Annotated in this window: 10 protein-coding genes; 1 reads left to right on the forward strand and 9 read right to left on the reverse strand. The window is 69.4% G+C overall.

Translation table 11 applies throughout. The annotated features are described in order from the left end of the window. Positions 1-28: 28 nt before the first annotated feature. The 7 genes from OHB24_RS00615 to OHB24_RS00645 form a co-directional block, all read right to left on the reverse strand. Positions 29-1567 carry a PucR family transcriptional regulator gene (locus OHB24_RS00615; RefSeq protein WP_327636919.1) on the reverse strand — a complete coding sequence of 513 codons (1539 nt, stop codon included), beginning with the start codon at positions 1565-1567 and terminating at the stop codon, positions 29-31. Next, a complete protein-coding gene (locus OHB24_RS00620; RefSeq protein ID WP_327636920.1) occupies positions 1564-2634 on the reverse strand; it encodes a DUF917 domain-containing protein in 1071 nt (356 codons plus the stop codon). The genes OHB24_RS00615 and OHB24_RS00620 overlap by 4 nt, the downstream gene beginning before the upstream one ends. Positions 2635-2829: 195 nt before the next feature. Continuing rightward, positions 2830-3939: a DUF917 domain-containing protein gene (locus OHB24_RS00625; protein ID WP_327636921.1), complete on the reverse strand. Its 1110-nt coding sequence runs from the start codon at positions 3937-3939 to the stop codon at positions 2830-2832. Beyond that, positions 3936-5003 (reverse strand): DUF917 domain-containing protein, encoded by a 1068-nt coding sequence (locus tag OHB24_RS00630; RefSeq protein WP_327636922.1) that lies wholly within the window; start codon positions 5001-5003, stop codon positions 3936-3938. Before OHB24_RS00630 ends, OHB24_RS00625 begins: the two co-directional genes overlap by 4 nt. A gap of 109 nt (positions 5004-5112) precedes the next feature. Next, positions 5113-6672: a hydantoinase/oxoprolinase family protein gene (locus OHB24_RS00635; protein WP_327636923.1), complete on the reverse strand. Its 1560-nt coding sequence runs from the start codon at positions 6670-6672 to the stop codon at positions 5113-5115. Between the two features lie 85 nt (positions 6673-6757). Beyond that, positions 6758-8110: a purine-cytosine permease family protein gene (locus OHB24_RS00640; protein WP_327636924.1), complete on the reverse strand. Its 1353-nt coding sequence runs from the start codon at positions 8108-8110 to the stop codon at positions 6758-6760. A 153-nt stretch (positions 8111-8263) separates the two neighbouring features. After that, positions 8264-8560, reverse strand: a complete 297-nt coding sequence (locus tag OHB24_RS00645) for a DUF2218 domain-containing protein (protein ID WP_327636925.1) — start codon at positions 8558-8560, stop codon at positions 8264-8266. 65 nt (positions 8561-8625) lie between these two features. On the opposite strand from OHB24_RS00645, the gene OHB24_RS00650 reads away from it, so the two are divergent. Beyond that, complete coding sequence (locus tag OHB24_RS00650; RefSeq protein ID WP_327636926.1) at positions 8626-9171, forward strand: TetR/AcrR family transcriptional regulator; 546 nt, start codon at positions 8626-8628, stop codon at positions 9169-9171. Here the strand turns inward: OHB24_RS00650 and OHB24_RS00655 are convergent. Both OHB24_RS00655 and OHB24_RS00660 read right to left on the reverse strand, forming a co-directional pair. Further along, on the reverse strand, positions 9148-11160 hold the full coding sequence (locus tag OHB24_RS00655) for a copper-translocating P-type ATPase (protein ID WP_327636927.1): 2013 nt from the start codon (positions 11158-11160) through the stop codon (positions 9148-9150). The two genes, OHB24_RS00650 and OHB24_RS00655, sit on opposite strands and share 24 nt — an antisense overlap. Before the next feature lie 58 nt (positions 11161-11218). Continuing rightward, positions 11219-12799, reverse strand: coding sequence for an ABC-F family ATP-binding cassette domain-containing protein (locus tag OHB24_RS00660; RefSeq protein ID WP_327636928.1), 1581 nt, complete (start codon positions 12797-12799; stop codon positions 11219-11221). Positions 12800-12813 lie beyond the last annotated feature (14 nt).

Consider the following 12813-nt stretch of genomic DNA (forward strand, 5'->3'; position numbering starts at 1 on the left):
CATCGCTCCACCTACGCCTAGGGCAGTTCTATTCCGTAGGTGAGGTGCGTGAGGCGAGGTGGAGGGCCAGGCGTTCGTCCGGGTTGGTGAGGTCGACGCCCAGCAGGTGCTGGATCTTGGTGATGCGAGCGGCCGCGGTGTTGCGGTGAATGCCTAGTACTGCGGCCGTTTCGGCGAGGGACGACTCGGTGTCCAGGTAGACCGCCAGCGTGGTGACCAGTTCCCCAGGCTGGTCCTTGATCGGAGCCAGCAGGGCCTGCGCCGCGGGCTGGAACGTGTCGGTCCGCGTCCAGGCCAGAAGGAGCTGTGCCAAGCCCAGACGGTCCACGTGGAGGAAGCGACCCGTTTCAGCTCGCCCACGAGCCAGACCGGCCGCGTCACCCGCCTCGGCGAGTGTCGTGGCGATTCCACTCGGCCCCGGCTGCACGCGGCCAACACCGACGTACGCGTCCACTGTCTGCACCAGTCGGCGTTGCACACGGCGGATCGCGGCAGCCTGCTGCTGCACCTCCGTCGAGGTCGGTTCGCTCACGGCGGTGATCCACGCAGACCAGCCGTCGCCCTGCTCCACCACGACCGCCCGCAGCCCTTCAGCGTCGAACGCCTCCACCACATCGGCCCGTCGACCAGCGACATCTACCTGGCCCTCAGCACCGATCCGTATGCCCGTGTGCCACCCGTCGAGCTGCCATCCGAGATCCACCGCACGCCGCCGCGTCGCCTCGGACGGCTCACCGTGCAGGAGTTCACCGAGCAACGACGTACGTTGACGGGCATCCCGCTCCAGCTCCAGCCGGCGCAACGCCAGCCGCTCCCCCACTGCCGGTGCCACGACGCTGAGCACATCAGGTACGGCGGCAACCTCAGCCGGCACCACACCGGGCAGCCGCGCGACCAACCAGCACACCGGCCCCACACCGACCACAGCAACCGCGATCAGCACCGCACCACTCGGCAGATCAACCCGGTACGGCGCTGCCCACGCCACTGGTACGCGCGGCAACGCAGCCACCAACGCCGTACGCTCACCGGCCTCCAACGGCTCACCGGCCAGCGTGCCGCCGTCAGCTCCGGCCAACGTGACAGGGCGTTCCAGTACGTCGGACGTTGTCCGCAGTACCGAGGTGAGGTCACCGTCCGCGCGCCGCAACGCTCCGACCGCCCGCAGTACCAGGTCCGACCGGACTACCTCTGGCTCGGCTGTCACGCGTCGCAGGTGCTCATGTGCTGCCAGCGGGTCCGAGCAACCCAGCACCGGCAGCTGCAACCGCTCCGCCAGCAACTGAGCCCCGCGACCCAACGGCTCCACACCAGCCAGCAGCAAGGCACCTGCGCCCGCCGCCGAGGCTCTACTGATCAGAGCGTCGATCCGCCAGTCGGTGTGGTCATCCGCCAGCAGTACGACGAGCAACTGCCCGTCCAGCTGCTCCGGGTGGGCAGAGACCTCCAGCAACACCCGAGACCCAGTCAATCGAGGTCCCGGGTCCGCCCCGCTGCCGAGCACAGTCACCAGACTCCAGCCGGGTGAGCTGAGCATGGCCGCCAACGACGGCGCCAGGTCCCTCATGACGCTTCCAGCAGTTGCGGAGCGCAGGCCAGCCCGAACGCTTGTGGGCCGACGTGGGTGATTCGGTCGGGGCGACGCCACCAGGCTGGACCGGGCAGGGCCAGGACCAGAACCTCGTCACCACTGCGGATGGCGTCCACCGCGATCGGCTGGAGCGTACGCCGGTCCAGGACGCAGAGCAGGTCCGGTGTGGTGACCACGGGCGTGCCGTCGACCAGTGCGAGCAGGTACTCGTTCTCGGTCTCGATCCGGATGACTGCGCGACTGCCGGAGTCGACGACGCAGACACTGCCGCGACCGAACGCGGCGCCGCCGTCGCCGATGAGATGCCGTGCAACCTCCTCGACGCGGCCGGTGCCCAGCAGCCGTCCGCCCAGCCCCTCGGCGACATCAGCCGGTGTGGCGCCAGGCTCGAGGCCGGCGTGGGCTCGGCCGAGTGCCAGCGCCCGGGTCAAGCTGCCCTGCACCGCGTCCGCCGCCGCAGCCTCTACCGGCGTAGGAGCAAGTGCGAGCACCGCCCACCCCCCGGTGTGCGCGACGAAGCTCCGCACTGCTCGTTCAAGACCGGCCGCGTCGACGTTGTCCACAACGATCACCTGACCGCTCGGCTCACTCAGCGCACAAGGCGTCAGCGAGCGGCCCGCCACTGCCCACGAGAACTGATCGAGCCGCGGCAAGGCCCGTCCCATCAGGTCCGCGTCGACGACCGGAAGGCCCAGATCCAGCGCGGCGATCAGCGGTGTCAGCCCGTTGAGCCCACCGGCCTCTAGCGACATCAGCCCGGTGACCTCGGTACCCGTCCAGCGGCTGACCGCCCGCACCGCCGCGTCGAACTCACCACCGCCCGGGAGCTTCTCCATCAGCACACTGGTCGCTCCGACCACGCCGATCGGACTCACCGACACACCGGTCATGTCCGCGGCGTCCCGCAGTACCAACTCCCCCGCACCGAGCCGTCGGCGCAGCATCCGGCCGAACGCACCCGTGTCCCCGCCACCGCCGGAGCCGAGCAGCGTGACCCCGACAACCAGTGCCCCTAGGTCGTGCTCCTGGATGACCGTACCCATGAGGGGATCCTGCCACTGGCGGACCTGCAGCACTCAGCAAACGCGCCAAATGAGCTCGGCTGAGCGTGGCGGTCTCGCGAGAAGGGCAGTTGGTGAGTGCTGGGCGTCCGGGTGCTGAGCGTGCCGGTCCCACGGGAAGGGCGTCCGGGTGGAACCTCGGCCCGCCGTGGAGGGGTCGACGCGGCGGGCCGAGGGTCAGGGGACGAGCACCTCGGTACGGCGCTCGACGGGGTTGAACTCGACGTCCAGCCCGAAGCAGGACGGGCCGAACACCGCCAACGCCTCAGGTGTTCGCATCAGGTCCGGCGTGGAGATACCCACCACGGTCACGCGCTGGCCGTAGCGCAGGCCTTCCGTGGTGATCGGCTCGGCGGTGTCCGCCTCCAGTACGCAGATCAGGTCCGGCACGGTGCACACCACCTCACCGTCGACCTCCGCGACGAGGTTCTCGTTCTGGAACCGCAGCTCGAGCTGCGACGTACCGTCGAACCCGGTGAAGCGTGCCCGCCCCCGCGCGAAGCCCTCGACGGTACGGCGTTCCACGTCGACGACCTTCCCGCGGAACAGCACCCGCAGGTGGTTGTACAGCGTCGGCGCCAGGGCAGCCCGGAGTGCCTCGATCGGATCCTCATGCGCCGCCCGCGCCTCCCGGACCGCACGCCCGATCGACAATCCGAGCGAGAGCGTCCGCGGTACGGCGGTCCGCTTCACCTCGGCGCCCGTCATCGAGTACTCCGCGATGTGCGCGACCCCGCCGAGCCGGATGGTGATCCCGCGCGCGAGCCACTCCATCTGCTGGTTGTCCGCGCCGGTGTCGATCACCACGGTCTCGTCGTGTTCCCCGGCGATCGCCATCGGCGACCCGGGTACGCCGTACACCGAGAACGTCTCCATCTGCAGCTCGGGGAACGCCCGCCCCATCCCGTCCGCGTCGACGACCGGCAGCCCGGTCCGCGCCGCGACGAGCAGCGGGATCATCGAGTTGATGCCGCCGCACTCGATCGGCATCGTCGCGTCGGCCCGCCGGCCGAGGTGCTTCTCGAGCGCGCGCAGGGCGCCGACCGGTTCGCTGCCGCGCGGGATCTTCTCCACGATCACGGTCGGCGCGCCCATCTGCGCGGTCGGGATGACGAACGCGTCGTCGTCCAGTTCGTCGGGATCGAGCACCGTGATCGGGCCGTGCTCACGGATCGCCTGCTCGACGAGCAGCCGCCCGATCAGCGGGTCACCGCCACCGCCTGTGCCGAGGATCGCCGCGCCCCGCGCTAGATCACGTAGATGCTCGATATCGAGTTGCCAGCTCATGCCAGTGCCCGGATGGGGTCGAGGTCGTAGCCGAAGTACCGCGGGCCGACCAGTTCGATGCCTTCCGGGGAGTGCCAGCGTTCGTCGGCCGGTGCGGCGAGCACGCTGACCCGGTGGCCGTAGCGCAGCGCCTCGGTGGTGATCGGCTCGCCGGACTCGGTGTCGAGCACGATGATCAGGTCCGGCGTGGTCGCGACCGCCGCACCGTCGAGCTCCGCGACCAGGTGCTCGTTCTGGAACCGCAGCACCAGCAGCCGTCCGTGCGAGGCATCCAGTCCGTCGACCGCGGCGTCACCGCGCGCGAAGCCGGTCGTCGTACGGCGTTGCACGTCGACGACCTTGCCCACATGCAACAGCCGACCGCCCAACTCCTCCACGACCGCCGCGACCGGATCGGTGTGCGTACGTTGCGCCTGCTCGATGGCGCGGCCGATCGTGACGCACTTGCTGAGGGTGCCGGCGACGAACGAGCCACGGGCCTCCGCGCCGGTCATCGCGTACAGCGAGACGATCGCCGAGCAGCCCATGTCGATGGTCGCCGAGCGGGCCAGTCGTTCGGCCCACTCGTTGGTGATCGTGTCGAAGACGCCGCGGTTGCCCTTCTCGTCGACGATCGACATCGGCGTCGCCTCGATGCCGGCGAGCGTCGGCAGCACCATCTGCAGTTCGGGGAACGCGCGGCCCATGCCGTCGCCGTCCACCAGCGGCAGCCCGAGTTGCGCGGCGGCGATCACCGGGACGGTCGAGTTGACCCCGCCGGCCTCGATACAGGCCAGGTGGGTCGGCGTCTTCCCGACGTACTTCGCCAGCGTCTGCACCGCGACCGAGATCTGGTCGGCCGACGGCAGCTTCTCCACCATCACGGTCGGCGCGCCCATCATCGCCACCGGCAGTACGCACGCGTCGTCCGGAAGGTCGTCGACGGCAACGATCTCGACCGGCCCGTGCTCGCGCAACGCCTGCTCCGCCAGCAACCGCCCGATGTGCGGATCCCCGCCGCCCCCGGTGCCCAGCACGGCGGCACCGCGAGCGAGGGCCCCCAGGTCTTCAGCACGCAACTTCATCGCAACCACTCCACCCCGGACGCCAGGCCCATCACAATTGCGGTCTCCGCCACCCGCCCCGCGGGGCCGGCCGCTTGCGGCTGATTTGTGATGGCCTCCAGGTCCGCGCTCATGACGCAGCCCCCAGCCGGAGGTCGCCGACCGCCTTGCAGCGAATGCGGGTGGCATTGCCGGGGAGGTACGGGATCGGGACCTCGTCGAAGTCCACGATCCGCACGGCCGCGGGGTCGGCGCCGGCTGCGATCGCGCGGTCGACGGCCTCCTGCCGCGCCTCGTCCACCACCGCGTCCCGGCGGCCCGGGTCGATCGCGTACACCCGGTCGACCTCGCCGCCGACCTGCGCGATCGCGGCGCCGATCGCGTTGGCGACCGCGAAGTGATCCGGCCGGTGTACGGCGAGACTGCCGGGCAGATCGTCCGGCAGCAGGATCGACCCACCGCCGACCGCCACCACCGGCAGCGGGTCGGGCGACGTACGCATCCGCTCCACCGCGTCCGCGATGTCCGCGGCCACACGCGCCAGGGCCGACTTCACCAGCGTCGGATCCAGATCGGCAACCGCTTCCGCGTCGCCCACGAGTGCCCGACCGGCCGCGACCGCGATATCTGTCGCGGTCAGCGTCTTACCGCCGAAGACAAGGGCCTCCTCGGTCAACCGATAGCCCACGGATCGCGGCCCGACCGTCACCTGGTCGTTGCCCTCGACCACCAAGCTGCCGCCGCCGATCCCGATGCTGAGTACGTCGGGCATCCGGAAGTTGGTCCGCACCCCGGCGACATCGACCTCGGTCGTCGCCTCCCGCGGGAAGCCGTGGGTGAGTACGCCGACATCGCTCGTCGTACCGCCGACGTCGACGACCGCGCACGTGTCGAGACCGGACAGCAGCGCCGCGCCGCGCATCGAGTTGGTCGGGCCGGACGCGAACGTGGCGACCGGGTACCGGCGGGCGAAGTCGACGTCCATCAGCGTGCCGTCGTTCTGGCTCAGGTACAGCGGCGCGGAGATGCCGTGACCGGCGACCGCACCGGACAGTCCGTCGACGATGCCGGCCGCCAGCTCACGGAGCGCGGCGTTGATGATGGTCGCGTTCTCCCGCTCCAGCAGGCCGATCCGGCCGATCTCGTGCGACATCGAGATCGCCACGTCGTCGCCGAGCTCGGACCGCAGGATCTCGGCCGCGCGGAGTTCGAACTCGTTGCTCACCGGCGAGAACACCGACGAGATCGCCACCGACCGTACGCCGTGCTTCATCATGTCGCCCGCGTGCCGGCGCAGCTCGTCCGGGTCCAGTTCGGCGATGTGCCGGCCGTCGAACTCGTGACCGCCGTGCGCCAGGTAGCTGCGGCCGCTGATCGCCTCGACCAGCCGCTCGGGCCAGTCGACCAGCGGCGGCAGTGACGCGGTGGCCGGCAGTCCGAGCCGCAGGGCCGCGGTCGGCGCCAGGCGGCGGGCCTCGATCAGCGCGTTGATGAAGTGCGTGGTGCCGATCATCACGGCCTGCACCTGCGCCGGGTCGAAGGATCGCTCCGCCTGCAGCCGGTCCAGGGTGTCGATGATGCCGGCCGTCACGTCCGCGCTGGTCGCCGACTTGTTCGCCGCCAGCACGCTCGTGCCGTCCAGCAGCACGGCGTCGGTGTTCGTGCCGCCGACATCGATGCCGATACGCATTCCAGATCCTCCCGTTTCGTTCATCCTTCTCCGACTTTGAGAAGCCACCAACCGTTTTGCGGGCGGCGAACTGGTTGGTGGGTTCTCAAAGATGAAGCTGTGAGCTGGTGGCGGGGGCGGCGGCCGGGTCGCTGTCCATCGTGCGGCTTGTGCCTAGGCCGCGGATCAGTCCGAGCTTGCCTGCCACGACGTAGGCCAGGAAGCCGACGAGGAGCGAGTTGATGCTCGGCAGGCCCCAGGCGACGTACTTGCCGATCAGCGCGGCGCCGATCCAGATCACGATCGTGGCCGGTACCCAGGTCGGGGCGGTCGGGGGCAGCGTGCCGGTCGCGCGGGAGGCCTCGAGGTCGGGGCGCCAGCGCTTCACCACGAAGTACTCCGCGACCATGATTCCGGCGATCGGCGGGAACGCGACGCCGAGCACGATCAGGAAGTCGGTGAACTTGTCCAGGATCCCGCCGGCCGCGAGCACGCTGCCGAGGACGCCGACCACGAGCGTGACGACCGCCCGGTTGACGTGCCGGCCGAAGACGGTGCCGATGAAGTTCACCACGCCGAGGCCGGAACTGTAGAGGTTCCAGTCGTTGATCTTGATCGTGCCCAGGATGATCACCAGCGTGCCGACCCAGCCGACCGACGAGGTGACGATGGTGACCACGTTCGCGGAGCCGATCGCGTGCGCCAGCAGTACGCCGACCAGACCGATCACGTACTCGCCGAGGGTGATGCCGAGCACCGTCTGCTTGACCACGTCGCCGACCGTCCGGTTGTAGCGGGTCATGTCCGGCGTGATCACCGCGCCGACGATGAATCCGCCGGCGACCAGCGTCGTACCCTCCAGCAGACTCAGGTGCGGTCCGGCCGGTGCGGCGTTGACCAGCGAGCCGAAGCTGTGGTCGGACAGCTCGCTGATGATCGACCAGCCGACCAGGAGCAGGAAGGCCGGGACGGTCACGTAGGCGACCCAGGCCATCGAGTGGAAGCCTCGCAGGACGACGAGTGTGACCGCGAGGCCGAAGACGAGCGACCAGCCCCAGGTCGGCAGGATGCCGATCAGCTGGCTCAGACCGGCCGCGGACACCGCCGACTGGATCCCGAACCAGCCGATCAGGCTGATCCCGATCGCCAGGCCGATCAGCGACGAGCCGGCCTGGCCGAACCCGGTCCAGCGCGCGATCACGGAGGTCTGCAGGCCCTCGCGGACGCCGATGACGCCGATCAGGATCGCCACGAGTTCGAGGATCACCGCGCCGAGCGTGAGTGCCCAGAACGCGGTCCAGAAACTCATCCCGAACCCGAGCGTCGCGCCGAGCAGGAACTGGCTGAGCGCCGAGATCTGCCCGAAGCGCTGGGTCGCGACCGACCACCACGAGTACCGCGCGTGGTCAGGGACCCTGGCGAGCGCGTAGTCGTCCGCACCAACAGATGTACCGGCCATGGAAACCTCCAGCCCTGGGATTTCATCGAACGTACGACGCTCGCTCCCGGGCCTCACCGTGGAATCTGCACACCCAGCGGGCCCCGACTGTGCAACCGGCCCAGCTCGCTACGACCTGTCACATAATGCGGTTCATCGGCATACTCACAGTAGTCATATCTGCTGCCAGAAGACCTGCAACCCGTCGCGGCGCGCGATCTGCTCGACCCGGTGCGCCACCCGGGCGCTCTGCTGCTCGAGCTCGGTCACGTCATCTGCCTCGATCCGCAGCACCAACTCCTCGGGCGCAGCACGCACCGACCAGGTCGCCGTACCGAGGTCGACGACCAACTCCTCGGCGGACGTGGAAAGCACCGTCAACCCACCCGGACCGTGCGCCATATGGCTCGCCAGCTGGGCGAGGTACCGATCCGCACGCGCCGTATCGAGCCGCGCTTCGAGAGCTGCCACGGCATCCTCCTTTTTCGAGACACTGTGTCTCGATCATAGGCAGACTGTCCCGCTAGAATCCAGCCATGCCGAAGTTGTGGAACGACAGCATCGCCACCCACCGCCAGGCGGTCCGCGAAGCGATCCTCGACGCGACCGCGGCTCTTGTCGCCGAACGCGGCCTGACCGGCGTCACGATGGCTGAGGTCGCGCAGCGTGCGGGTGTCGGGCGGGCGACGCTCTACAAGTACTTCGCCGACGTCGACTCGACCCTCGCCGCCTGGCATCAGCGTCAGGTCGCCGATCACCTGCAACAGCTCTCCGACGTCTGGGACCGGACCCAGCGCATCGACGACGTACTGGAGGCGTACGCGTTCATCTGCCACGAACATCCGCCGATCGAGGCCGCCTCTTCACTGCATCGGACGGAGCAGGTCGGTCATGCCCGCGAGCATCTGGTGGAGTTCATCGCGGAGCGGTTGGGTGAGGTGCGGGTCGACGTACCGCCGAAGGAGTTGGCGACGTACTGCGTTCACGCTCTCCAGGCAGCAGGCGCCGTACCGTCGAAAGCGGCGGTACGGCGCCTGGTGCGGGTCACGTTGGACGGGCTACGCGGCCAAGCGGGTGGGTGAGAGGTTGAGGCGGCGGAGTAGTTGCGCGTTGAGGGCTACGACGATCGTGGAGATCGACATCAGGAGGGCGCCGACGGCGGGTGAGACGACCACTCCGGCGAAGGCGAGGACTCCGGCGGCCAGCGGGACCGTGATCACGTTGTAGCCGGTGGCCCAGACGAGGTTCTGCCACATCTTGCGGTAACTCGCCTTGGACAGGTCGATGACCGAGAGCACGGCCCGCGGATCGTCGGCGGCGAGGACGACACCGGCGGACTCGATCGCGACGTCGGTGCCGGCGCCGATCGCGATCCCGACCTCGGCCCGGGCCAGCGCCGGGGCGTCGTTCACGCCGTCACCGACCATCGCGACCTTCAGCCCGCGAGCCTGCAGCTCCGCGACCTTCGCGTCCTTGTCCTGCGGCAGCACCTCGGCGAACACCTCGTCGATACGCAACTCCTTGGCCACCGCCTCGGCGACCTGATGCGCGTCGCCGGTGATCATCGCGACCTTCACCCCGCGCCTGTGCAGCGCGGCGACCGCCTGCCGGGACTCTTCGCGAACCTCGTCCTCGAGCGCGATCGCACCCAGCACCTGCCCGTCCCGAACCACATGCAGCACCGCGGCTCCGCGAGCCTTCCAACCCGCGACCTCGGCGTCGAGCGCGTCCGGCTCGGTGAGGCCGTTCTCCCGCAGGTACGCCGGTCCGCCGACCGCGACCTCCGCACCGGCGACCGTCGCCTGCACACCCCGCCCGGTCAACGACCGGAAATCTGTCGCCACCAAACGCCCAGCGCCCACTCGCACCCGGTCGGAGTGTGCGCGAACGATTGCCTTTGCCAACGGGTGCTCACTGTCCGACTCGACCGCAGCCGCCAGCTCCAGCAACTCGTCGTGCGACACCGCGTCGACAGTCGCGACCCCGGTGACGGCCGGCTCGCCCTTCGTCAACGTGCCGGTCTTGTCGAACAGGACCGCGTCGATCGTCCGCATCCGCTCCAGCGCCAACCGGTTCTTCACGAGTACGCCGGCCTTGGCCGCACGCTCCGTCGAGATCGCGATCACCAGCGGGATGGCCAGCCCGAGGGCATGCGGGCAGGCGATCACCAGGACGGTCACCGTACGCGTCACGGCCTCGTCGAGCTTGCCGAGCAGCGCCCAGACCACGAACGTGATCAGACCGGCGATCGACGCGAAATAGAAGAGGAACGCGGCGGCACGATCCGCCAGCGCCTGCGCACGGGAGGACGACGCCTGCGCCTCGGCCACCAGCCGCTGGATGCCGGCCAGTGCCGTGTCGTCGCCGACCGCGGTGATCTCGACTCGCAGAGCGTTGTCAGTGGCAACAGTTCCCGCGACCACGGCATCACCGACAGCCCGCGACACCGACCGCGATTCGCCGGTGATCATCGACTCGTCGACCTCGGCCTGCCCCTCGACCACGGTGCCGTCCGCCGGCACACGTCCACCGGAACGCACGAGTACGACGTCGCCCGCCTGCAGCTCGTGCAGCGACACCTCGACAACCCCGTCGTCGGTCACCTTCTCAGCCGAGTCCGGAAGCAGCGCGGCCAAGGCGTCGAGCGCACCGGACGCCGCGCCGAGCGCCCGCATCTCCAGCCAGTGCCCGAGCAGCATGATCACGATCAGCAGCGCGAGCTCCCACCAGAAGTCCAGGTCGAACCCGCCGAGTTGCAGCGTGGTCACCCACGAGGCGACGAACGCGACGGTGATCGCCATCGAGATGAGCAGCATCATCCCGGGGCGCCGCGACTTCAGTTCGCTCCATCCACCGGTCAGGAACGGCTGCCCGCCGTACACGAAGATCACCGTGCCGAGCACCGGCGCGATCAGCCCGGCACCGGAGAAGTCGGGCCGCAGGTACCCGAGCAGGTCCGCGAACATCTCGCTGAAGAACACCACCGGCACCGCCAGCGCCAGGCTGATCCAGAACCGGTCCTTGAACTGCGCCGCATGATCCCCGTGCCCGCCGTGTTCGTGCTCGCTCATACCCGAGAAGGTACCCCTAGGGGGTATCAGAATCAAGGCAGTGCGAGCCGCGAGCCGCCTACAGCGGATCGATGTCGGTCAGCGTCTCCGGCGTCAGCTCGACCCACCGAGTGATGCCGATGTCCCGCAGGAACGGGACGTCGTGACTGGCGATCACGAGGGCTCCGTTGTACGACGCCAACGCATCCTTCAACTGCGCCACGCTGGCCAGGTCGAGGTTGTTCGTCGGCTCGTCCAGCATCAGCAACTGCGGCGGCGGTTCCGCGAGCAGCAGCGCCGCCAGCGTCGCCCGGAAACGTTCGCCGCCGGACAACGTGCTGACGAACTGATCCGCCGCCCGCCCACGGAACAGGAACCGTGCCAGCCGTGCCCGTCGCTCCTGGTTCTCCGTACTCGGAGCCAGCAACGCCAGGTTGTCCACGATCGACAGGTCGTCCCGGAGCAGGTCGAGCCGCTGCGGCAGGTACCGGAACGGCACGGCCGGCAACTCCCCCGCCACGATCGACTGCAGCAGCGTGGTCTTCCCGGCGCCGTTCGACCCGGTCAGCGCGATCCGCTCCGGACCGCGGATCTCCAGGTCGACGTGTGCCCCGGTCCGCAGTACGTGATCCTCCAGCTGCAGCACGACGCGGCCGGCGGGTACGGCGGTCTTCGGCAGGTCGACCCGGATCACGTCGTCGTCGTGGACCTTCTCCTCCGCGTCGGCGAGCGCCTCCTGCGCCGAGTCGAGCCGCTCGGACTGCATCCCGAGATGCTTTCCCGCCGACACCTGGGCGGACCGTTTCAATCCGCCCGCGATGATCTTCGGGATCCCGCCCTGCTCGAAGGCGCGCTGCCCCCGGGCCCGGCGCTGATCCATCTTCATCCGCGCCTCGACCAGGTCCTTCTTCTGCTTCCGTACGTCGGCCTCGGCCGCCCGCAGCATCCGCTCCGCGGCCTCCTGCTCGACAGCGACCGCCTCCTCGTACGCGGTCAGGTTCCCGCCGTACCAGGTGACCTCGCCCTTACGCAGGTCTCCGATCTGGTCGACGCGATCCAGCAGCTCCCGGTCGTGGCTGACGATCACCAACGCGCCACGGAACTGGTCCACGGCGTCGTACAGATGCCGCCGCGCCCGCAGGTCGAGGTTGTTGGTCGGCTCGTCGAGCAGCAGTACGTCGGGACGCCGCAGCAACTCGGCCGCGAGCCCGAGCAGGATCGTCTCGCCGCCGGACAGCTCGCCGACGCTGCGGTCGAGGTCGATCGCCCCCAGGCCGAGCTTGCCGAGCAAAGCCTCGGCGCGTTCGTCGACGTCCCACTCGTCGCCGACGACCGCGAAGTTCTCCTCCGAGGCGTCACCCGACTCGATCGCGGTGATCGCCCGCCGGACGGCTTCGATACCGAGCGCCTGGTCGACCCGCAACGAGGTGTCGAGGGTCAGGTCCTGCGGCAGGTACCCGAGCTCGCCGCTGACCCGGATCGCCCCGCGTTGCGGAGTGAGCCGGCCGGCGATCAGCCGGAGCAGCGTCGACTTGCCCGCGCCGTTACGGCCGACCAGGCCGGAACGAACCGGGCCGGCGACGAACGTGAGGCCGTCGAACTGCACTTCACCGTCGGGCCAGGCGAAGAAGAGGTCGGTACAGGACAGGGAAATACTCATAGGCGTTGCACTCC

Source organism: Kribbella sp. NBC_00482 (genome assembly GCF_036013725.1).
Lineage (GTDB): Bacteria > Actinomycetota > Actinomycetes > Propionibacteriales > Kribbellaceae > Kribbella.

What these genes read in the sequence shown, in the direction of transcription:
- OHB24_RS00615 (WP_327636919.1), bottom strand. Translation starts at nt 1,567, where the DNA reads ATGAGGGACCTGGCGCCGTCGTTGGCGGCCATGCTCAGCTCACCCGGC.
- OHB24_RS00620 (WP_327636920.1), bottom strand. Translation starts at nt 2,634, where the DNA reads ATGGGTACGGTCATCCAGGAGCACGACCTAGGGGCACTGGTTGTCGGG.
- OHB24_RS00625 (WP_327636921.1), bottom strand. Translation starts at nt 3,939, where the DNA reads ATGAGCTGGCAACTCGATATCGAGCATCTACGTGATCTAGCGCGGGGC.
- OHB24_RS00630 (WP_327636922.1), bottom strand. Translation starts at nt 5,003, where the DNA reads ATGAAGTTGCGTGCTGAAGACCTGGGGGCCCTCGCTCGCGGTGCCGCC.
- OHB24_RS00635 (WP_327636923.1), bottom strand. Translation starts at nt 6,672, where the DNA reads ATGCGTATCGGCATCGATGTCGGCGGCACGAACACCGACGCCGTGCTG.
- OHB24_RS00640 (WP_327636924.1), bottom strand. Translation starts at nt 8,110, where the DNA reads ATGGCCGGTACATCTGTTGGTGCGGACGACTACGCGCTCGCCAGGGTC.
- OHB24_RS00650 (WP_327636926.1), top strand. Translation starts at nt 8,626, where the DNA reads ATGCCGAAGTTGTGGAACGACAGCATCGCCACCCACCGCCAGGCGGTC.
- OHB24_RS00655 (WP_327636927.1), bottom strand. Translation starts at nt 11,160, where the DNA reads ATGAGCGAGCACGAACACGGCGGGCACGGGGATCATGCGGCGCAGTTC.
- OHB24_RS00660 (WP_327636928.1), bottom strand. Translation starts at nt 12,799, where the DNA reads ATGAGTATTTCCCTGTCCTGTACCGACCTCTTCTTCGCCTGGCCCGAC.